Source organism: Streptomyces sp. 4F14, assembly GCF_048159485.1.
Lineage (GTDB): Bacteria > Actinomycetota > Actinomycetes > Streptomycetales > Streptomycetaceae > Streptomyces.
Genome location: NZ_JBLRVY010000002.1, coordinates 126,016 through 145,850 on the forward strand (window position 1 = coordinate 126,016; position 19,835 = coordinate 145,850).

The window sequence follows — 19,835 nt, forward strand, 5'->3', positions numbered from 1 at the left end:
AAGAGCGTACGCGGGTGTGCGCGTCCGCTCGTGCCCCCGTGCGTTCACCTCCGGGTGAAGCCGTGGCCATGAATGTGTCCGGGACGGGGGATCATCACGGGGAACGCCGCCGCACAGTCTGGAGCCGGTCCCTTGAGACGCGCCACCCTCGCCCTTCTCCCGCTGCTCCTTCTGGTGGGCTGCACGAGTGCGTCGGGTACCGACGAGGAGGACCCCGCCCCCGCCCCGACCGCGGCCCCCGCGTCGCCGGACGGCCGCTGGCAGCCCCGGCCCGGTGTGGACTGGCAGTGGCAGCTGAACGGCAAGCTCGACACGTCCGTCGACGTCCCCGTCTACGACATCGACGGCTTCGACCAGACCGCGGCCGTCGTCACCGCGCTCCACGCGAAGAACCGCAAGGTCATCTGCTACCTCTCCACCGGCGCGTACGAGGACTGGCGTCCCGACGCCGCCGACTTCCCGAAGTCCGTCATCGGCAAGGGCAACGGCTGGGAAGGCGAACGCTGGCTGGACATCCGCCAGTTGAGCATCCTCGAACCCCTCATGACCAAGCGCCTCGACATGTGCAAGGAGAAGGGCTTCGACGCGGTCGAGCCGGACAACATGGACGGCTACCTCAACGACACCGGCTTCCCCCTCAAGGCCGAGGACCAGCTCGCCTACAACCGCCTCATCGCGGGGCTCGCCCACGACCGGGGCATGTCCGTCGGCCTCAAGAACGACATGGACCAGATCCCGGACCTGCTCGCCGACTTCGACTTCGCGGTCAACGAACAGTGCGCCCAGTACAAGGAGTGCGACACCCTCACGCCGTTCATCGAGGCGGGCAAGGCGGTCTTCCACGTGGAGTACGAACTGCCGACGAGCAGGTTCTGCGGGGAGTCGAAGAGGCTGAGGTTGAGCTCGCTGGAGAAGAAGTACGAGCTGGGGGCGTGGCGGAAGGCGTGCTGACGGGGTGACGACAGGAGGGAGTGGGAGGTTGTGCGGGAGCCGGGAGCCGGGAGCCGGGAGCCGGGAGCCGGGAGCCGGGAGCCGGGAGCCGGGAGCCGGGAGCCGGGAGCCGCGTCTTTTAGGGGCGCGGGGAACTGCGCGATCAGCCACGATGGCGCCGCACCCGCCACTCAACCATCCACCCCCCCCTCGATCCCGCGCTCAACCCACCGTCATCACCACCAGACTCACCACCCCCGCCACCTCCGCCACCCCCCCGAACACATCCCCGGTCACCCCACCGAACCGCTCCCTGCACCGCCGCAACAACAACTCAGCCGCCCCCACTCCCAGAACGGCGGCCGGAAGGGCTGTGAACACCCCGGCCCACCACCCGACCGCAGCCGCGAGCACCCCCACCGCACCCCCGACCCCCCACACCCACCGCACCGGCACGACCCCGGCGACCGCCGCCCCCAACCCCTCCGGGCGGGCCGCCGGAACCCCGGCCCGCGCCGCGAACGTCAGCGCCAGCCGAGCCACCACCGCGGACAGCACCACCGCGAACCCACCCCGAACCCACGACTCCTCGTACAGCCGGGCCACCGCCGCCACCTGCCCCAGCAGCACGAACACCAACGTCAGCACCCCGAACGGCCCGATGTCGGACTGCTTCATGATCCGCAGGGCGTCGTCGGCGGGCTTCCCGCTGCCGAGCCCGTCGGCGGTGTCCGCGAGCCCGTCGAGGTGCAGCCCCCGGGTCAGCACCGCCGGTACGGCCACCGCCGCGACCGAGGCCACCATGGCCCCCGTACCCAGCGCCAGCAGCCCCCCGCCGACAGCAGCCGCACATCCGCCGACCACGAGCCCCACGAGCGGCGCGCACAGCATCCCGCCGCGCGCGGCGTCCCGGTCCCAGCGGGACACCCGGACCGGGATCACGGTCAGCGTGCCGAACGCGAACCGGACGCCGTGGGGGAGGAGACTGTCGGGCATCGAGGGCATCGGCGCAGATTATCCGACGGTCGCACCGGGGCCCACCGTCAGCACCGAGGCTCACCGCCGACAGGGATAAAGTGCGCACATGGGACATTGGCTCCAGCGGAACATCGTAGAACCGGGCAAACTCCCCCTCCTCCTCGCCCTCACCGCCTTCGTCCTCACGTTCCTCCTCACCCGCCTCGTCACCCGCCTGATCCGCGCGGGCAAGGGCCCTTTCGGCAACGTCAAGGCGGGCGGCCTGCACATCCACCACGTCGTTCCCGGCGTCGTCCTCACGGTCATCGGCGGCTTCGGCGCGATCGCGACCGGCCGGCAGGGCGTGGGCGCGGGCGCCGCCGCGATCTGCTTCGGCATCGGCGCGGGCCTGGTCCTCGACGAGTTCGCGCTGATCCTGCACCTGGACGACGTGTACTGGTCGGAGGAGGGCCGCAAGAGCGTGGAGGTGGTCGTCCTGACAGCGGCCCTCGTCGGACTGGTCCTCCTCGGCTACTCCCCGCTCGGCGTGAACGACCTCTCGGACGACGAGGTCGCGGGCAGGGGCGTCGCCCTCACGACCGTCGTCATCAACTTCCTCCTCTCCCTCGTCGCCCTCGCCAAGGGCAAGGCCCGTACCGCGATCTTCGGAGTCATCGTCCCCACGGTCGCCCTGATCGGCGCGGTCCGCCTGGCCCGCCCCGCGTCCCCCTGGGCCCGCCACTTCTACACCCGCCGCCCCCGCGCCAGGGCCCGCGCCGAACGCCGGGCCGCCCGCAGCGACCGCCGCTGGTCCCGCCTGCGCAGGGGAGTGGAGGAACTGGTCGGCGGCAAACCGGACCCGTCGTCCCACGAACCGACGTCGTCCCGCTGACCGACGTGGTCCCGCGTTCTCTGTCCCCACCGGCCCGCGAGCCCGTGCTCACCGCCACCCCCCGACCTGCGCTCCCACCCCTCCCGCACCCCCACCAGCACCCCCACCGCGACGATCGCCGCGACGTGTTCCTTGCCCGCCAGGTTCGCCTTGACCGCCACCTCCGCCACCATCGCCAGCACCACCACCGCCCCCGTGGCGTACGCCCGGTACCGCCAGGCCAGGTACACCGCGAGCCCCACGACGGCCGCCGACGGCCCGGTGTCGACGACCTGCGCGTCCGAGGCGGGCAGCCCCAGCACCGGCACATCGGGACCGAGCGCGATGCCCGCCCGCGCGTACAGCGTTCCGGCGAGCGTCGCCGTGTACGCCACCACCAGCGTCCGCCCCCGGCCGATACAGATCTCCGCCAGCCCGAACACCAGCAGGATCTGCGCGAGCGCCCCCCAGACCGGCAGATCGAGCGCGGGCACGAAGAGCGAGAGCGGCGTACGCAGGAGGGCGAGGGGCAGGGGGTCCGCCGCGCGGACGGCGCCGAGGTCCTGGACGACCTGATAACCCCAGTCGAGATTCTGTACGGCTTGCAGCACCGACGTCGTACAGACCGCCGCGACCGTCATCACCGGCACGGCCCACCGCCGCCGCACGGCGAGCCACAGCGGACCCCACTCGGTCCGGGCCCACCGGCCGAGCGCGTTCACCGGCGGCCTCCCGGCCACCATCCCGGCACGTCCAAGAATCCCTCCGCCCTGGCGGAAGCCCACCCGATCCGGGGCAGGTCCGCGCTCTTCTCGAAGAGCAGGAACCGCGGCTCCCAGATCGGCCGGTACTTCGCGTTGGCCCGGTAGAGCGACTCGATCTGCCACCACCGGGAGCAGAAGCTGAGCAGCGACCGCCACAGCCGCAGCACCGGACCGGCCCCGATCCGGGCCCCACGTTCGAAGACGGAACGGAACATCGCGAAGTTGAGCGAGACCTGAGTGATCCCGAACTCCCGCCCCCGCCGCAGGAGTTCGATGACCATGAACTCCATCAGCCCGTTGTCGCCGTCGCGGTCGCGCCGCATGAGATCGAGCGAGAGCCCGTGCGGCCCCCACGGCACGAACGACAGCAGCGCCCTCGGCGCACCCCCGGCGTCGAAGCACTCGACGACCACGCACCGCCCGTCCTGCGGATCCCCCAGCCGCCCCAGCGCCATGCTGAACCCGCGCTCGGTGGCCCCGTCCCGCCACTCCTCGGCCCGCCGCACGACCCCGGCCAGCTCACCGCCCGGCACCTCCTCGTGCCGCCGGATCCGTACGGTGTACCCCGCCCGCCGCACCCGGTTGTACGCCTGCCGCACGGTCCGCATCGCCCTGCCCTCCAACGTGAACTCGTCCACCTCCACGATCGCCTCGTCCCCGAGTTCCAGCGCGTCGAGCCCGTGCCGCCGGTACACGTTCCCGGCCTCCTCCCCGGCCCCCATCACCGCCGGGATCCACCCGTGCGCCCGCGCCTGCGCCAGCCACGGCCCGATCGCGCCGGGCCACGCCTCCGGATCCCCCAGCGGATCTCCCGACGCCAGCGAAACACCCCCGACGACCCGATAAGTGACCGCCGCTTTGTACGTCGGCGACCACACCACGCTCTTCTCCCGGCGCAGCGAGAAATAGCCGAGAGAATCCCGCTCGCCGTACTTGCCGAGGAGTTCCCGGAGCCGTTTCTCGTCCTCGTGGCCCAGCGGCTCGACGACCCGGCGCGAACGGAACGCGGCATACAGCACGGCGAGCACGAGGACGGTGCTCACCCCGTCGACGGCGGCATCGGCCCACCACCACAGCAGCCCGCCCCCGCCGACCAGCGCCACGAGCCGCGGATTGGCCCGGTCCCCCTTGGCGTAGAACTCCCGCCGCCCCAGCAGCAGCGCCGCCACGAATCCGGCGGTCACCCCGAAGGAGACCCAGTTCTGCGGATGGCGCCGGACCTCGGGCAGGAAAAGGGCCACCGAGAACAGCAGCAGAAAAGCCCCGCCGAGCCCCAGGTTGAGAATCCAGGCGGCCCGTTTCCGCCTCCGCATCATCACGGCGAGAAAGGCGGCGAAAACCCCGGAGGAAAAGCCGGAGGTCAGCAGATAAGGCGTGAAGAGATCAGCCTGATTGTGCTGCCGGACACCCTGCCCCAGCGACTCCCACACCGCGCCGAGGAAGTTGACGCACGCAACCACCCGCAGATACCAGACAGCCACCGCACCGGCCCGAACGCTTCCCATGCGTCGGGATGCTATGTCCCGTTATGCGGAAATTATGCAAGGGGCGCGGCCCGGCACCACCGAACCGCGCCCCTTCCACGCCCCTACTCCTCGGCGGCCCCGGCGGCCCCGGCGGCCTCGACCGCCTCATCCACCGGCTTCTCCACGACCGCCTCCGGCAACTCCGCCGCCAACGCGGCGGCGGCCTGCACCAGCGGCAGCGCCAGCACACCCCCGGCCCCCTCCCCGACCTGCACGTTCTGTTCGAGGAGCGGCTCCAGGGCCATCCGGTCCAACGCCTTCGCCTGCCCCGGCTCACCCGTCCGGTGCGCCGCGAGCCACCAGTCCGGCGCCCGGAACGCGACCCGCTGCCCCACCAGCGCACACGCCGCCGCCACCACCCCGTCCAGCACCACCGGCAGCTTCCGTACGGCGCACTGCAACAGGAACCCCGTCATCGCCGCCAGATCCGCCCCGCCGACCGTCGCGAGGAGCTGAAGCTGATCGCCGAGCACCGGCCGGGCCCGGCGCAGCCCGTCCCGGATCGCCGCGCACTTCCGCATCCAGGCGAGGTCGTCGATGGCCAGGCCGCCACGCCCCGTCACCACGGACGCGTCCGTCCCGCACAACGCGGCGATCAGCACCCCCGCCGCCGTCGTCCCGCCCACGCTCACATCACCCAGCACCACCAGGTCGGTCCCCGAGTCCGCCTCCTCGTCGGCGACCGCCACGCCCGCACGGAACGCCGCCTCCGCCTCCTCCAGGGTCAGCGCGTCCTCGACGTCGAGCCGCCCGCTGCCCCGGCGCACCCGGTGGCGTACGACATCGGCGGGGAACAGGTCCGGCTCGCAGTCCAGGGACATGTCCACCACGCGCACCGGCACCCCGGCCCGCCGCGCCAGCACCGAAACCGGGCGGCCACCCTCCAGGACCGCCCGCACCAGCTCCGCAGCGCTCCCCGCGGGCCGCGCCGAGACGCCGAGTTCGGCCACCCCGTGGTCCCCGGCGAACAGCACCACACGAGGACGGTCCACGGGGCGCACCGGGACCGAGCCCTGCGCCGCCGCCAGCCACTCACCCAGGTCGTCGAGGCGCCCCAGCGCGCCGGGCGGCACGACCTGACGCTCACGCCGCGCCTCCGCGTCGCGCCGTACCCCGCCGTCGGGGCGCTCGATCAGATCGGTGAAGTCGTCGAGATTAAGCGAGCTCATTCGCCGAACAGTACCGGCCCCGGTCGAACAGTTTCCGCGCCACATCTCCCCGCCGGGGGTGCGGCGTCGTTGCACGCAAGATCGCGATCCCATACGTTCCGTTTCGCGAAGATTGTCGCCCACTGGGGAGCACTCATGACGGACGTCCAGGAACCCCGCCGCGACGACTGCCCCTGGTGCGGCTCGCAACGGCTCCCCGAGGGGGGCTTCGCCGCATGCGCCGACTGCGGACACGTGGTCCGTACGTCCGCCGGGGGCCCCACTGGTGTACGGGGAGCCCTCCTGGAGCGTGTCCTCGCCGCCCGCACGACCCGGCGCCGCCTGCGCGCCACCGCCCTCACGATGACGCCCTTCCCGGAACCGGAGAGCTGGCTCGACATCGGTACGGGGGCCGGGCGCTTCCCGGAAGCGGCGAAGGAGTTGTTCACGTACACGTCCTTCGACGGCGTCGACGCGACGTCCCGTGTGGACCGGGCACGCTCGGCGGGCCGCGTGGAGGAAGCCCACCGTGCGCTGAGCCCCGCCCTCGACTCCCGCTACGACGTGATCACCGTCCTCCACCACCTCCAGCACACCCCCGACCCCCGGGCCGAACTCTCCGCAGCCCTCCGCGCACTCCGCCCCGGCGGCCACGCCCTGTTCGAACTCCCCGACCCCGCTTGCGCCTTCGCGCCCCTCCTGGGCAAGTGGTGGCTCCCCCACGACCACCCCCACCACCTGATCCCCCTCGACAACCTCCGCACGGAACTGGAGTCCCAGGGCTGCGACATCATCACGACGGACCGCCGCGGGGCACACATCCCGTACGACGTATCAACGGCGCTGGCTCTGCTCCTGACGAGCCACGTCCCACCCCGCCTGTTGCCCCTGACAAGACCCCTCACGGCCCTGGCAACAGCGCTGGACCACAGCCTGGCCCCGATCCTGCGCCGGACCCGCTTCGCGAACACGTACAGGGTGATCGCGAGAAAGAGGAAGGGGGTGGCATAGGTGGTGATCCGGCTGCGGCCCGGTGGGGGTTGGTCGCGCAGTTCCCCGCGCCCCTAAAAGCAAAAAACTGAGCGCAACCCCTGTTCTTTTAGGGGCGCGGGGAACTGCGCGACCAGCCACACTCCACCCGCACTCGCCCCACCCCCTCAGCCCCGCAGGACCACCGCCTGCCCCGCCACCACCAGCACCACCTGTTCGCACTGTCCGGCCACCCCCGCGTTCAACCGGCCCAGCTCGTCCCTGTACCGCCGGCCGGAGGCCGTTGACGGGACGATTCCCGAGCCGACCTCGTTCGAGACGAGGACCACGGGGCGGCGGGTTTCCCGCAATGCCTCCAGCAGTTCGGCGGAGCGTTCGCGGAGGGATTTCTCGCCGCCGTCCGACCAGACCGCGTCGTCCCACGCCCCGACGGAGTCCATCGCGTCGGTCAGCCACAGGGAGAGGCAGTCGATCAGCAGGGGCGGGCCCTCCGAGGACAGCAGGGGCACCAGGTCGCAGGTTTCCGTCGTGTGCCAGGAGCCCGGCCGGCGTTCGCGGTGGAGGGCGACCCGGGACGCCCACTCCGTGTCACCCCCACGCGTCCCGCCCGTCGCGACGTACAGGACGTCCGGGAACGCCTCCAGCCGCCGTTCCGCCTCGACGGACTTCCCGGAGCGCGCGCCGCCGAGGACGAGGGTGCGGCGGGGTATGTCGGGTACGTCCTCGTAGACGCCGACGGAGAGGGTCGTACCGTCGGGGACGGCCCGCGCCCCCGCCGCCGCGAGCCGGCGTCGCAGCTCGCGTCCCGGCGGGACGTCGTGGTCGAGGTGGACGGCGATGACGTCGGTGGTGGCACCGACGGCTCCCACGGCCCGGAGCCGGGCGAGCGCGTCGGGCCGCCCCACGACGTCCAGCAGGACCATGTCGTACCGCTGCTCCCCGTCGTCGGAGAGCCCCGCGGGTGCACCGCCCGGCGGCAGGTACAGGAGCCGTTGACCGTCGGTGCCGGTGACGGCGTACCCCGTCCCCCCGGCGTCCATCGCGACGGCCCGCACCCGATGGCCCGTCAGGAGGGCCAGCTCCCGCCCGTCGGGGACGCGGCCGGGGCGGGGGAGCCCGAGAGGGACCTCGACGGCGGGCCCGTCGTGGGGGTGCGACAGCAGCACCTGCCGCACACCTCCGAGCGACTGCCCGGCCCGCGCGGCGACGAGCGCGACCCCGGGCGTGAGGTCGAGCAGCAGGGCCCCGTCGACGAGGACGGAGGTGGCCGCCCGGACGTCCGCCCCGAGGGACACGGCACAGACCGCGCAGGCACAGCCGGGGCGGGGGAGTCCAGCGGGGGCACCGGTACCGAGCAGAGTCAATTCCACGGGTTGATTTTCACCCGGAGGAGAAGCAACCGCACGAGCAGCCCTCCACCGGCGCCCGGCCGAACAAACAACCCCGAAGCCCCCTACGCCGCACTCCCCGAACCGCATACTCTGGGCCACCGGACCAAGATCAGACCCCGGTCACACCAGGAGGCGTACATGGCGGCATGGACGTGGCGGTTCGAGAAGGCCGACGGGACGGAGGTCCAACCCGCCGTGGAACCGGAGGAGTTCACCACGCAGGGGGACGCCGAGTCCTGGATCGGAGAACAGTGGCAGGCCCTCGCGGACGGCGGCGCCGACCAGGTCCGCCTGTTCGAGGACACCACGGAGATCTACGGCCCGATGAGCCTGCACCCGGCCGGCTCCTGAGCGGTGACGCCACACCGCCCGGTGGACACTCACCGGGCGGTGACCCGGGACGTCAGCCCCGCACCCCGCACAGATGGACCAGCGCGGCGACCCGCCGATAGGGGTCCGTCCGCCCGGCCCGCTCCTCGGCCGCGAGCAGCGGGCCCAGGTCCGCGGGGATGACCGCGTCGTCGGGAGCCGCGTCGGTGAAGACCCGGACGCCGTACCACGCCTGGAGCGGCGCCCCGATCCCCCCGAGCGCGTCGGTGAGCGTGGCCAGCCGGTCCGCGCGCACGTCCAGCCCGAGCCGGTTCGTGTAGTCGACGGAGTCGAACGCGGCCATCGCGGTGGCCCAGTCCCCGGACAGCCCCGGCCGCATGGCCAGCGCGTCGCCGTTGCGGACGAGCAGGGACACCATCCCCCCGGGCGCCAGCATCCGCCCGAGCCCCGCGAGCAGCGCGTCGGGATCGGGGACGTACATCAGGACCCCGTGGCAGAGCACGATGTCGAAGCTGCCCGGCAGGAAGTGGACCCCGGTCTCCCGGCCGTCGCCCTCTATGATCCGCACCCGCTCCCGGATCCCGTCGGGCTCACGCGCGAGCGCCTCGCGGGCCGTCGCCAGCATCAGCGGACTGCGCTCCAGACCGGTCACCTCGTGCCCGAGCCGGGCCAGCCGCAGCGCCTGCGTGCCCTGGCCCATCCCGACGTCGAGGACCCGCAGCCGCCGCCCGACGGAGTACCGCCCGGCTATCTGCTCGTCGAGCTGGCGTGCCACCAGTTCCTGTCGTACGACGTCCCGCAGCCCGCCCAGCCGGTCCAGCCAGGCTTCGGCCGCGTCCCCGGAGAACGACGGCGTGGCACTCAGAGCTTCGCACCCCGCTTGACCTGCGGCTTCGGCAGGCGGAGCCGGCGAACCTGGAGGGAGCGCATGAGGGCGTACGGAACGGCGCCCTTGTGGCGCTCCTCCGGGAAACGGGCCGTGAGCTGCTTGCGCAGCCGGAAGCTGATCACGAACGAGTCGAGCACGATCAGCACGATCAGGACCAGCCACAGCAGCAGCGACAGCGTCTGGAGCTCGGCGACCCGCACGATGCTCAGCGCGAGGATGACGACCGCCATCGGCAGGAACGTCTCCGCGACGTTCAGCCGGGAGTCGATGAAGTCGCGGGCGAACTTGCGGACCTTGCCCTGGTCGCGCGCGGGCAGGTAGCGCTCGTCGCCCCCGGCGAGGGCCTCACGCTGCTTGTCCAGCGCGCGCCTGCGGTCCTCGCGCTGGCGCTTGGCCGCCTCCTTCCGCGTCATCGGCGTGTTGGCGACGCTGCGGCGCGTGGAGCGGGCCTCACTGCGCTTCGGCGTGGGCCGGCCCTTCGGGGCCTGCGGGTCTCGGGGCTGAGTGGAGTCGGTCAGCGACGCCTCGTCGGCGGCGGCCTTCTCGTCCTTGGTGGCACGGCTACGGAACACAAAACCCAAGGGTAAGCGTTCCGGGCGCATGGACCCCAGTCGGGCGGGGAACGATCCGGCAACGCCGGTCGTCCTGTAACCAAGGGGTCCACCTACTCCTTACGCCGGATCGGGGGCGGGCGCAGTCGTCCTTGGGGAGGAGCGCATCCGTCCCGGAACAGTGCGTCAATGGAGGCAGGGCCCGTACTGTGGGTTCTGTCGCAGATCGTGAGCCGGAGTCTGTCAGAAGGGGGCGCGCGAAGCCCATGAGCGGTGTCATGAAGCGTATGGGGATGATCTTCCGCGCGAAGGCGAACAAGGCCCTTGACCGGGCCGAGGACCCGCGCGAAACCCTCGATTACTCGTATCAGAAGCAGCTGGAGCTGCTCCAGAAGGTCCGCCGGGGAGTCGCCGACGTCGCGACCTCCCGCAAGCGCCTGGAACTCCAGCTCAACCAGTTGCAGTCCCAGTCGTCCAAGCTGGAGGACCAGGGCCGCAAGGCGCTCGCCCTCGGCCGTGAGGACCTCGCCCGTGAGGCGCTGTCCCGCCGCGCCGCGCTCCAGCAGCAGGTCACCGACCTGGAGACGCAGCACTCCACCCTCCAGGGCGAGGAGGAGAAGCTCACCCTCGCGGCCCAGCGCCTCCAGGCCAAGGTGGACGCCTTCCGTACGAAGAAGGAGACCATCAAGGCGACGTACACCGCCGCCCAGGCCCAGACCCGCATCGGCGAAGCCTTCTCCGGCATCTCCGAGGAGATGGGGGACGTCGGCCTCGCGATCCAGCGTGCCGAGGACAAGACCGCCCAGCTCCAGGCCCGCGCGGGCGCGCTGGACGAGCTGCTCGCCTCCGGCGCCCTCGACGACCCCACGGGCCTCGCCAAGGACGACATCCAGAGCGAGCTGGACCGCCTCTCCGGTGGTACTGATGTAGAGCTGGAGCTCCAGCGCATGAAGGCCGAGCTGGCGGGCGGTCCCTCCGCCTCCCAGCAGGCCATCGAAGGCGGCGCAGGCCAGTCCCAGCCCCAGCAGCAGCCACAGGACACCCCCCGCTTCGACAAGCAGTAGGGGGGCCACGCCAAGGAGGGCGTCATGATCGTACGGATCATGGGAGAGGGGCAGGTGGAGCTCTCGGACTCCCACCTCCCCGAACTGAACAAGCTGGACGACGACCTCCTCGCGGAACTCGAATCCGCCGACGAGCAGGCGTTCCGCCGAACCCTGACAGCCCTCCTGGACGCGGTCCGCACCCTGGGCACCCCCTTGCCCCCCGACGCCCTCCACCCCTCCGACCTGATCCTCCCCGCCCCCGACGCGACCCTCGAAGAGGTCCGGGCCATGCTCAACGACGACGGCCTGATCCCGGGCTGAGGTGTGCGGCAGCGGGCGCGACCGATCACGAACAAGCCCCACCACCCCCGATGACGCCCCACCCACCCCCGCCGTACCTTGGCAGCGTGAGCACACGCACGCGCACCCTGGACAGAGCCCGCGGCGGCCTCAAGGCGCACCCGCTCGCGCTTGACGCCACTCTCGCCGCCGGCGTTCTCGTGTGCATGCTCGCCGGCAGCTTCGTGGACCCGCACGGGCAACAAGGTGTCAGTTGGGCGATCCGCACCCCCGACCCCCTGAGCCTCGTCCTCATGACGCTCGGCGCGATTGCGCTGATCTTCAGGCGAAGGGCTCCGATCCGGGTGCTCGCGGCGACGTCCGGCGTAGCTCTCGCGGAGTGTCTGACGGCCGGCGACCCGAGGGCGCCGGTGGTCATGTCGGCGGTGATCGCCCTGTTCACGGTCGCCGCGACGACGGACCGCTCGACCACTCTCCGCCTGGGCATCCTCACGGTCACGGTCCTGACCGGCGCCGCGATGCTGGCCGGCCCCCTCCCCTGGTACGCGCAGGAGAACCTCGCCGTGTTCGCCTGGACCGGCATCGGCGCGACGGCCGGGGACGCCGTACGCAGCCGGCGGGCGGTCGTGCAGGAGATCAGGGACCGCGCGGAGCGGGCGGAGCGCACGAGGGAGGAGGAGGCGCGGAGGCGGGTCGCGGAGGAGCGGCTGCGGATCGCCCGGGACCTGCATGACGTCGTGGCGCACCACATCGCGCTGGTGAACGTCCAGGCGGGAGTCGCGGCGCACGTCATGGACAAGCGCCCCGACCAGGCGAAGGAGGCCCTCGCGCACGTCCGCGAGGCCAGCCGCTCGGCGTTGAACGAACTCCGCGCGACAGTGGGCCTGTTGAGGCAGTCCGGAGATCCCGAGGCCCCCACCGAGCCCGCCCCCGGCCTGGGCCGCCTCGACGACCTTGCGGACACCTTCCGCAACGCGGGCCTGAAGGTCGAGGTCGCGAGGGCGGACCAGGACACGACGCTCCCCGCAGCCGTGGACCTCGCCGCGTACCGGATCATCCAGGAGGCCCTCACGAACGTACAGAAGCACGCGGGCGGCAACGCGAAGGCGGAGGTCAGCGTCGTACGGGTGGGACCGAACGTGGAGGTCACGGTCCTCGACAACGGCACGGAGACGGACGGGCGGCCCGCCGAGGCGGGCGGTGGGCACGGGCTGCTCGGGATGCGGGAGCGGGTCACCGCGCTGCGCGGGACGCTGACGACCGGCCCCCGCTACGGCGGCGGCTTCCGGGTCCATGCGATCCTGCCGGTCAAGACGACCAGCAAGGCGGAGACTGCGCTATGACACCGATCCGGGTCCTGCTCGCCGACGACCAGGCGCTGCTGCGCAGCGCGTTCCGGGTGCTCGTGGACTCGGAACCGGACATGGAGGTCGTGGGGGAGGCGTCGGACGGCGCGGAGGCGGTACGCCTGGCGAAGGACGAGCGCGCGGACGTCGTCCTGATGGACATCCGGATGCCGGGGACGGACGGGCTCGCGGCGACGCGGATGATCAGCGCGGACCCGTCGCTCGCGCACGTCAGGGTGGTGATCCTGACGACCTTCGAGGTCGACGACTACGTCGTGCAGTCCCTGCGCGCGGGCGCGTCCGGCTTCCTCGGCAAGGGCAGCGAGCCGGAGGAGCTGCTGAGCGCGATCCGGGTCGCGGCGGGCGGCGAGGCGCTGCTGTCGCCGGCCGCGACGAAGGGCCTGATCGCGCGGTTCCTCGCGCAGGGCGACGACGACCCGGGCGACCCGGTGCGCGAGGCCCGCCTGGAGGCGCTGACCGTCCGCGAGCGCGAGGTCCTGGTGCAGGTCGCCGGGGGCCACTCGAACGACGAGATCGCCGAGCGGCTGGAAGTGAGCCCGCTGACCGTGAAGACCCACGTCAACCGGGCCATGGCCAAGCTGGGCGCCCGCGACCGGGCCCAACTCGTCGTCATCGCCTACGAATCGGGGCTGGTACGCCCGAGGGTGGAGTGACGTTCGTACGCTCGTACTGCGGGCGGAGTATGCGGCGGATAAGGAACGGGACCTCGGGGCTACACAACCGCCCCGGGCGATGAACCAGGGTTATGGGGGCCCGCACTTCTGCCGCTCCCAGAAGAGAGAACTCCCGCCCTATGTCCTGGCTGTCCAGGTTCAGTCTCGCCCAGCGTGCCCTGATCGGGCTGATGTCGCTGGTCGCGCTCGTCTTCGGGCTGATCGCGATACCCCAGCTCAAACAGCAGCTCCTGCCCACCATCGAACTGCCCATGGTGTCGGTGATCGCGCCGTACCAGGGCGCCTCTCCCGACGTCGTGGAGAAGCAGGTCGTCGAGCCGATCGAGAACAACCTCGAAGGCGTCGACGGCATCACCGGCGTCACCTCCACCGCGAGCGAGGGCAGCGCCGTCATCATGGCGTCCTTCGACTACGGCAACGACACGAAGCGCATCGTCGCCGACGTCCAGCAGGCCGTGAACCGCGCCCGCGCGGGGCTGCCGGACGCTGTCGACCCGCAAGTCGTCGCCGGGTCCACGGACGACATCCCCACGGTCGTCCTGGCCGTCACCTCGCAGAAGGACCAGCAGGCCCTGGCCGACCAGCTCGACTCGACGGTCGTCCCCGCGCTGCGGGACATCGACGGCGTCGGCCAGGTCACCGTCACGGGCGTCCGCGACCTGCGCGTCACGGTCACGCCGGACGACGCGAAGCTCGCGGCGGCCGGTCTGACCGTCCAGTCCCTCGCGCAGGCCCTCCAGGCGGGCGGCGTCACCCTGCCGGGCGGCTCCTTCGACGAGGCGGGCGCGAACCGGACGGTCCAGATCGGGGGCGGCTACACGTCGGTACGGCAGATCGCCGACCTCCGCATCCCCGGTAAGTCCGTCAAGGTGAGCGACATCGCCGCCGTCCGAGAGGGCGAGGCCCCCGCCGACTCGATCACCCGCACCGACGGCAAGCCCAGCCTCGCCGTATCCGTCACCATGGCCCACGACGGCAGCGCGGTCAGCATCTCCAACGCCGTCGAGGACAAGCTCCCCGCGCTGCGCAAGGACCTCGGCGCCGAGATCACCGTCGTCAGCGACCAGGGCCCGGCCGTCTCCAAGTCCATCAAGGGCCTGACGACCGAGGGCGCGCTCGGCCTGCTCTTCGCGGTCATCGTGATCCTGGTCTTCCTCGCGTCGGTGCGTTCGACGCTGGTGACGGCCGTCTCGATCCCGCTCTCCGTGGTCCTCGCGCTGATCGTCCTGTGGACCCGCGACCTGTCGCTGAACATGCTGACGCTGGGCGCGCTGACGATCGCCATCGGCCGGGTCGTCGACGACTCGATCGTCGTCCTGGAGAACATCAAACGGCACCTCGGCTACGGCGAGGAGCGCCAGACGGCGATCCTCACGGCCGTCCGCGAGGTCGCGGGCGCGGTGACGTCCTCGACGCTCACCACCGTCGCCGTGTTCCTGCCGATCGGGCTGGTCGGCGGCATGGTCGGCGCCCTCTTCGGCTCCTTCAGCCTCACGGTGACAGCGGCCCTGCTCGCGTCCCTGCTGGTGTCCCTGACGGTCGTACCCGTCCTGTCGTTCTGGTTCCTGCGCGCCCCCAAGGGCACCCCCGAGGACGCGGCCGAGGCCCGCCGCGTCGCGGAGGAGAAGGAGGAGAACAGCAGGCTCCAGAAGGCGTACGTCCCTGTCCTGCGGTTCGCGACGGGTCGCCGTCTGCTCAGTGTGGGGATCGCGGTCGTCATCCTGCTCGGCACCTTCGGCATGGCACCGCTGCTCAAGACCAACTTCTTCGACCAGGGCGAGCAGCAAGTGCTCACCGTCAAGCAGGAGTTGAAGCCGGGTACGAGTCTGGCGGCCACGGACGCCGAGGCGAAGAAGGTCGAGGCGCTGCTCGCGCGGACCGAGGGCGTCAAGGACTACCAGGTCACCATCGGGTCCTCCGGGTTCCTCGCGGCGTTCGGCGGGGCGACCGACAGCAACCAGGCGTCGTACCAGGTCATGCTGGAGGACTCCGCGTCCTACGACGACGTCCAGAAGCGCGTCGAGGACGGGATCAAGAAGCTCGACGGCGCCGGGACGGTCACCGTCTCCGCCGGGGACGGGTTCGGGGCGCAGGACCTCAGCGTCGTCGTGAAGGCGTCCGACGGGGACACGCTGCGCACGGCGTCCGAGGAGGTCCGCAAGGCGGTGGCCTCGCTGGACGACGTCACGGACGTCACCAGCGACCTGTCGCAGAGCGTGCCGCGGATCTCGGTCAAGGCCAACTCCGAGGCCGCCGCGGCCGGGTTCGACGACCAGACGCTCGGTCTCGCCGTCGCGCAGGCGGTACGCGGTACGACCGCCGCCAAGGCCGTCCTCGACGACACCGAGCGCGATGTCGTGATCACCTCCGCGAAGCCGGCGAAGACACTGGCCGAGCTGCGGGCGCTGTCGCTGGGCGCGGTGAAGCTCGGTGACGTGGCGACGGTCCAGGTCGTCGACGGCCCGGTCTCCATGACCCGCATCGACGGCCAGCGCGCGGCGACCGTCACCGCGAAGCCGACCGGCGACAACACGGGCGCGGTCAGCACGGCCCTCCAGTCGAAGATCGACGCCCTGAAGCTGCCCGAGGGCGCGCGGGCGGAGATCGGCGGTGTGACCTCCGACCAGGACAGCGCGTTCAAGAACCTCGCCCTTGCCATGCTGGCGGCTATCGCGATCGTCTTCATGCTGCTCGTGGCGACGTTCCGCTCATTGGTTCAGCCACTGATCCTCCTGGTCTCCATCCCGTTCGCGGCGACGGGAGCGATCGGGTTGTTGTTGATCACCGGCACCCCGATGGGCGTCCCCGCGATGATCGGCATGCTGATGCTGATCGGCATCGTGGTGACGAACGCGATCGTCCTGATCGACCTGATCAACCAGTACCGGGCTCAGGGGTACGGCGTGGTCGAGGCGGTCGTGGAGGGTGGCCGCCACCGTCTGCGCCCCATCCTGATGACGGCGTTGGCAACGATCTTCGCCCTGCTCCCGATGGCCCTCGGGGTCACCGGCGAGGGCGGCTTCATCTCGCAGCCGCTGGCGGTCGTGGTGATCGGCGGGTTGATCACGTCGACGCTGCTGACCCTCCTCCTCGTCCCGACGCTGTACGCGATGCTGGAACTCCGTAAGGAGAGGCGGGCGGCGAAGAAGGCGGGCACGGTGGCTGAGGAGAGGCCGGTGGAGGAGCCGGTGGGCGTGTGACCCAGAAGGGCCGGGTTCCTTATACGGGACCCGGCCCTTTCCCATGCTCAGAGGAACTCGGTGGTCTCCAACTCGAACCCGAAGGGCTCGGGGAGGGGGAGGGGTTCACCTCCAGGACCAGGGCCACGCCGTCGGGAGGCATCCAGATGTCGGCGCCACGGTAGAGGCGGAGCGCTTGGGGAGTGAAGGTGCCGTCCGGAACCACGAGGTCCCTCGAAGCGTTGCTCCTCAGATCCAGGCCCTTGTTGCCGGAGAACTGCATGTCGACCCGCGATTTCCTGATCACCTGGCCCACGATCAGGCCGATGCAGTCCTCGTGGTCCCCGTCCGGCGGCGGCGTCACAACGATCTCCCCTTCGATCAGCTCGGCCCGGAAACTCTCCGGAATACCCAGCGCGAGGAAGCCCTCCAGCAGAACCTCTGCCATGTCACGTCCCTCCCTCTGTCGCTCGCCAGACTGGAGCACCGGTAGATCACTTGTCCGGGAGATCGGGAACCGGTCCCTCGATCGTGGAACCCCGCGTGCTTTGCATATCCTGTGACCTCGAACTGCTTTGCGGGTGAGGGGTGAACGGGGCGGTGGCACTGCGCGAGGGCGACCCCGAGAAGCTCGGCGAGTATGTGATCGTCGACCGGCTCGGGGCCGGGGGCATGGGCGTGGTGTATCGGGCCCGTTCCCGTTCCGGGCGGGAGGTCGCCGTCAAGGTCGTGCATGACCAGTACGCCGCCGACGCGGTGTTCAGGGCGCGGTTCCGGCAGGAGATCGCCGCCGCGCGGAAGGTGAGCGGCGCGTTCACGGCGGCTGTCGTCGACGCCGATCCCGATGCCGATCGGCCCTGGATGGCGACGCAGTACGTGCCGGGGCGTTCCCTCGCGGCCCGCGTCCGTGATGACGGGCCGCTTCGGGGCATCGAACTGCGCCGCCTGGCGCTCGGGCTGGTGGAGGCGCTGCGGGACATCCACCGGGCCGGGGTCGTCCACCGCGATCTGAAGCCCGCGAACGTCCTGATGGCCGACGACGGCCCCCGGGTCATCGACTTCGGCATCTCCCGGGCCGCCGAGAACCAGCAGCTCACCGAGACCGGCCACATGATGGGCACGCCGCCGTTCATGTCCCCGGAGCAGCTCACGGACGCGCGTACGGTCGGCCCGGCCTCGGACGTGTTCTCCCTCGCCGCGCTCCTCACGTTCGCCGCGACGGGGAAGGGCCCCTTCGACGCGGACAGCCCGTACATAGCGGCGTACCAGGTCCTCACCGACCCCCCGGCCCTGGACGGCGTGCCCGAGGCCCTGCACGCGACGCTGGTCCACTGCCTGGCGAAGGACCCGGCCGAGCGCCCCGCCCTCGACGCGCTCGCCCCCACCCTGGCGACGGCCCTCCCGGACGACGACGGCCCGGACGAGATGCCGACGGTCCCGCACCGCCCGCCGGACCCGGCCCCGACCCAGCTCCCGCCGGTCGCCGCACCGCCCGCACCAGCGCGGCGCCGAAGACGCCTGCCCATGCTCGCCGGGGTCGCCGCCGTCCTCTCGATCGCCCTCACGGCGTACGTCGTGGGCCCGTTCGGCGAGAAGGACGACACCGCGAAGCCGTCCCCGTCCCCCTCGCCGACCCGCTGGGAGGCCCTCCCCGCCGGCTGGAAGCCCTGGCAGACGACCGTGTACGCGACGGCCGCCGCGGGGGTGAAGCAGACGACGCGGCCGAGCACCGCCGACTACACGTACCCGTCCTGCGTCCTCGACCTCGGCTCCGTCTACTGCACGGGCAACAGCACCCTCCCCGTCCGCATCGACGCCGGGACCGGCCGCATCCTGTGGCGCGTCGACCCCCTGCCCTCCGGCGTCACGGCCGACCGCTACATCGCCCAGGTCATCGGCGTGCACGACGGCGTCCTGCTCCTGAACGAGACCACCAACGACCGCGCGGGCAACGTCACCACGGACCAGGTCACCGCGTACGCCACCGCCGACGGCGAACGCCTGTGGACCCGCCCCGTCGACGAGGGGTACGCGCACCCGACCCTCGTCGGCGACCTGGTCCTCCTGCCGAGAGGCGGGTCCGTCACGGCCCGCGACCCGAAGGACGGCAAGGCCCGCTGGAGCACGACGCTCCCCTCCGGCTACGGCTGCGACTTCCACGCCGGCTACATGGACTGCACCAACCACCGCTCGCCGTCCGGCCCCGACCGCCGCCTGTACACGGTCGACCCCGCCGACGGCACGACCAGCCGCCTGCGCTCGGCCCCCTCGGTCGACTCCTGGTACGCCGGCCTCCTCGACGGCCGGCCGCTGTACATCGAGCGGAGTGACCAGTCCGACTTCTCCCAGAGCCGCTACACGAAGATCTTCGCCATCGACCTGACGGCCGACAGCATCCGTACGACGCCCCTGGCGCAGCAGCAGGGCGGCATGGCGGCCCTGGCCGACGGCGCCCTGACCTTCGCGACGTCGAGCGGCCGGGTGACAGCGGTCGACCCCCTCACCGGCAAGCAGCTCTGGCAGACGGCGACGACCCTCGAACACCCCGGCAGACCCGTCTTCGACACCCGGTCCACGCTCTTCCTCACCACCGCCAGCGGCAGGGTCGCCGCCCTGGACTCCCAGACCGGCACGCTCCTGTGGGAGACCCGCCCCCGGGTGACCGTCCCCAGCATGGTCGGCGGCATGTCCCCCGACGCGCTGCTCGGCCACGGCCCGTGCCTGGTCCTCACCCCCGAGGGCACGCTCTTCCGGATCGACCCGGCGAACCCCGGTAACTGACCGGCTGAGCGCCCTCACCGATCGTCAGCCTCTGGCCTGAACATGACTCAACAGTCAGGTCCGGGCGTGCCACGCTCTTTGCCGACAGTCCGGCGCCACGCGGACCGGGGGAACCGCTCTGGCGGCAGGCATGTTTCCGGC

Annotated in this window: 16 protein-coding genes and 1 pseudogene; 10 read left to right on the plus strand and 7 right to left on the minus strand. The window is 71.6% G+C overall.

The window, feature by feature from the left end; translation table 11 throughout:
• Window positions 1-132: 132 nt before the first annotated feature.
• A complete protein-coding gene (locus ACLZOT_RS02860) occupies window positions 133-951 on the plus strand; it encodes an endo alpha-1,4 polygalactosaminidase (RefSeq protein WP_416967077.1) in 819 nt (272 codons plus the stop codon).
• A gap of 201 nt (window positions 952-1,152) precedes the next feature.
• Here ACLZOT_RS02860 and ACLZOT_RS02865 read toward each other — a convergent pair whose 3' ends face one another.
• Window positions 1,153-1,935, minus strand: a complete 783-nt coding sequence (locus tag ACLZOT_RS02865) for an adenosylcobinamide-GDP ribazoletransferase (RefSeq protein ID WP_416967078.1) — start codon at window positions 1,933-1,935, stop codon at window positions 1,153-1,155.
• 79 nt (window positions 1,936-2,014) lie between these two features.
• Here ACLZOT_RS02865 and ACLZOT_RS02870 point away from each other — a divergent pair, with 79 nt between their 5' ends.
• The gene (locus tag ACLZOT_RS02870) at window positions 2,015-2,779 is read left to right on the plus strand and encodes a hypothetical protein (RefSeq protein ID WP_416967079.1); all 765 of its coding nucleotides are present in this window, start codon (window positions 2,015-2,017) and stop codon (window positions 2,777-2,779) included.
• 697 nt (window positions 2,780-3,476) lie between these two features.
• On the opposite strand, the gene ACLZOT_RS02875 is transcribed toward ACLZOT_RS02870, so the two are convergent.
• Window positions 3,477-5,027, minus strand: coding sequence for a phosphatidylglycerol lysyltransferase domain-containing protein (locus ACLZOT_RS02875; RefSeq protein ID WP_416967080.1), 1,551 nt, complete (start codon window positions 5,025-5,027; stop codon window positions 3,477-3,479).
• 83 nt (window positions 5,028-5,110) lie between these two features.
• Complete coding sequence (cobT, locus tag ACLZOT_RS02880) at window positions 5,111-6,217, minus strand: nicotinate-nucleotide--dimethylbenzimidazole phosphoribosyltransferase (protein ID WP_416967081.1); 1,107 nt, start codon at window positions 6,215-6,217, stop codon at window positions 5,111-5,113.
• A gap of 135 nt (window positions 6,218-6,352) precedes the next feature.
• On the opposite strand from cobT, the gene ACLZOT_RS02885 reads away from it, so the two are divergent.
• Window positions 6,353-7,207, plus strand: coding sequence for a class I SAM-dependent methyltransferase (locus ACLZOT_RS02885; RefSeq protein ID WP_416967082.1), 855 nt, complete (start codon window positions 6,353-6,355; stop codon window positions 7,205-7,207).
• 146 nt (window positions 7,208-7,353) lie between these two features.
• Here the strand turns inward: ACLZOT_RS02885 and ACLZOT_RS02890 are convergent, their stop codons facing one another.
• Complete coding sequence (locus ACLZOT_RS02890) at window positions 7,354-8,556, minus strand: bifunctional adenosylcobinamide kinase/adenosylcobinamide-phosphate guanylyltransferase (RefSeq protein WP_416967083.1); 1,203 nt, start codon at window positions 8,554-8,556, stop codon at window positions 7,354-7,356.
• Window positions 8,557-8,715: 159 nt separating this feature from the next.
• Here ACLZOT_RS02890 and ACLZOT_RS02895 point away from each other — a divergent pair, with 159 nt between their 5' ends.
• Window positions 8,716-8,928 carry a hypothetical protein gene (locus tag ACLZOT_RS02895; protein ID WP_055723876.1) on the plus strand — a complete coding sequence of 71 codons (213 nt, stop codon included), beginning with the start codon at window positions 8,716-8,718 and terminating at the stop codon, window positions 8,926-8,928.
• A gap of 52 nt (window positions 8,929-8,980) precedes the next feature.
• On the opposite strand, the gene ACLZOT_RS02900 is transcribed toward ACLZOT_RS02895, so the two are convergent.
• Window positions 8,981-9,682, minus strand: coding sequence for a class I SAM-dependent methyltransferase (locus tag ACLZOT_RS02900; RefSeq protein WP_416967084.1), 702 nt, complete (start codon window positions 9,680-9,682; stop codon window positions 8,981-8,983).
• 86 nt (window positions 9,683-9,768) lie between these two features.
• Window positions 9,769-10,398, minus strand: a complete 630-nt coding sequence (locus ACLZOT_RS02905; RefSeq protein ID WP_416967085.1) for a DUF3043 domain-containing protein — start codon at window positions 10,396-10,398, stop codon at window positions 9,769-9,771.
• 215 nt (window positions 10,399-10,613) lie between these two features.
• On the opposite strand from ACLZOT_RS02905, the gene ACLZOT_RS02910 reads away from it, so the two are divergent.
• The 5 genes from ACLZOT_RS02910 to ACLZOT_RS02930 all read left to right on the plus strand — a co-directional run bounded on the left by ACLZOT_RS02910 (window position 10,614) and on the right by ACLZOT_RS02930 (window position 16,934).
• Window positions 10,614-11,411, plus strand: a complete 798-nt coding sequence (locus ACLZOT_RS02910) for a PspA/IM30 family protein (protein ID WP_416967086.1) — start codon at window positions 10,614-10,616, stop codon at window positions 11,409-11,411.
• Between the two features lie 24 nt (window positions 11,412-11,435).
• Window positions 11,436-11,714 (plus strand): PspA-associated protein PspAA, encoded by a 279-nt coding sequence (gene pspAA, locus ACLZOT_RS02915; RefSeq protein WP_416967087.1) that lies wholly within the window; start codon window positions 11,436-11,438, stop codon window positions 11,712-11,714.
• A gap of 50 nt (window positions 11,715-11,764) precedes the next feature.
• Window positions 11,765-13,036, plus strand: coding sequence for a sensor histidine kinase (locus ACLZOT_RS02920; protein WP_416967088.1), 1,272 nt, complete (start codon window positions 11,765-11,767; stop codon window positions 13,034-13,036).
• On the plus strand, window positions 13,033-13,713 hold the full coding sequence (locus ACLZOT_RS02925) for a response regulator (protein ID WP_416967089.1): 681 nt from the start codon (window positions 13,033-13,035) through the stop codon (window positions 13,711-13,713). The genes ACLZOT_RS02920 and ACLZOT_RS02925 overlap by 4 nt, the downstream gene beginning before the upstream one ends.
• A gap of 140 nt (window positions 13,714-13,853) precedes the next feature.
• On the plus strand, window positions 13,854-16,934 hold the full coding sequence (locus ACLZOT_RS02930) for an efflux RND transporter permease subunit (RefSeq protein ID WP_416967090.1): 3,081 nt from the start codon (window positions 13,854-13,856) through the stop codon (window positions 16,932-16,934).
• 106 nt (window positions 16,935-17,040) lie between these two features.
• Here ACLZOT_RS02930 and ACLZOT_RS02935 read toward each other — a convergent pair.
• Window positions 17,041-17,361 (minus strand): annotated as a pseudogene (locus ACLZOT_RS02935) (Uma2 family endonuclease); the annotation flags it as partial.
• Window positions 17,362-17,513: 152 nt separating this feature from the next.
• Here ACLZOT_RS02935 and ACLZOT_RS02940 point away from each other — a divergent pair.
• Window positions 17,514-19,694, plus strand: a complete 2,181-nt coding sequence (locus ACLZOT_RS02940; RefSeq protein WP_416967091.1) for a protein kinase domain-containing protein — start codon at window positions 17,514-17,516, stop codon at window positions 19,692-19,694.
• Window positions 19,695-19,835: the final 141 nt, after the last annotated feature.

Bases quoted from the DNA above. Each gene is read 5' to 3' on its own strand.
- ACLZOT_RS02875 (WP_416967080.1), bottom strand. From the start codon at position 5,027: ATGGGAAGCGTTCGGGCCGGTGCGGTGGCTGTCTGGTATCTGCGGGTG.
- ACLZOT_RS02885 (WP_416967082.1), top strand. From the start codon at position 6,353: ATGACGGACGTCCAGGAACCCCGCCGCGACGACTGCCCCTGGTGCGGC.
- pspAA (WP_416967087.1), top strand. From the start codon at position 11,436: ATGATCGTACGGATCATGGGAGAGGGGCAGGTGGAGCTCTCGGACTCC.
- ACLZOT_RS02930 (WP_416967090.1), top strand. From the start codon at position 13,854: ATGTCCTGGCTGTCCAGGTTCAGTCTCGCCCAGCGTGCCCTGATCGGG.
- ACLZOT_RS02895 (WP_055723876.1), top strand. From the start codon at position 8,716: ATGGCGGCATGGACGTGGCGGTTCGAGAAGGCCGACGGGACGGAGGTC.
- ACLZOT_RS02910 (WP_416967086.1), top strand. From the start codon at position 10,614: ATGAGCGGTGTCATGAAGCGTATGGGGATGATCTTCCGCGCGAAGGCG.
- ACLZOT_RS02870 (WP_416967079.1), top strand. From the start codon at position 2,015: ATGGGACATTGGCTCCAGCGGAACATCGTAGAACCGGGCAAACTCCCC.
- ACLZOT_RS02865 (WP_416967078.1), bottom strand. From the start codon at position 1,935: ATGCCCTCGATGCCCGACAGTCTCCTCCCCCACGGCGTCCGGTTCGCG.
- ACLZOT_RS02925 (WP_416967089.1), top strand. From the start codon at position 13,033: ATGACACCGATCCGGGTCCTGCTCGCCGACGACCAGGCGCTGCTGCGC.
- cobT (WP_416967081.1), bottom strand. From the start codon at position 6,217: ATGAGCTCGCTTAATCTCGACGACTTCACCGATCTGATCGAGCGCCCC.
- ACLZOT_RS02905 (WP_416967085.1), bottom strand. From the start codon at position 10,398: ATGCGCCCGGAACGCTTACCCTTGGGTTTTGTGTTCCGTAGCCGTGCC.
- ACLZOT_RS02920 (WP_416967088.1), top strand. From the start codon at position 11,765: ATGACGCCCCACCCACCCCCGCCGTACCTTGGCAGCGTGAGCACACGC.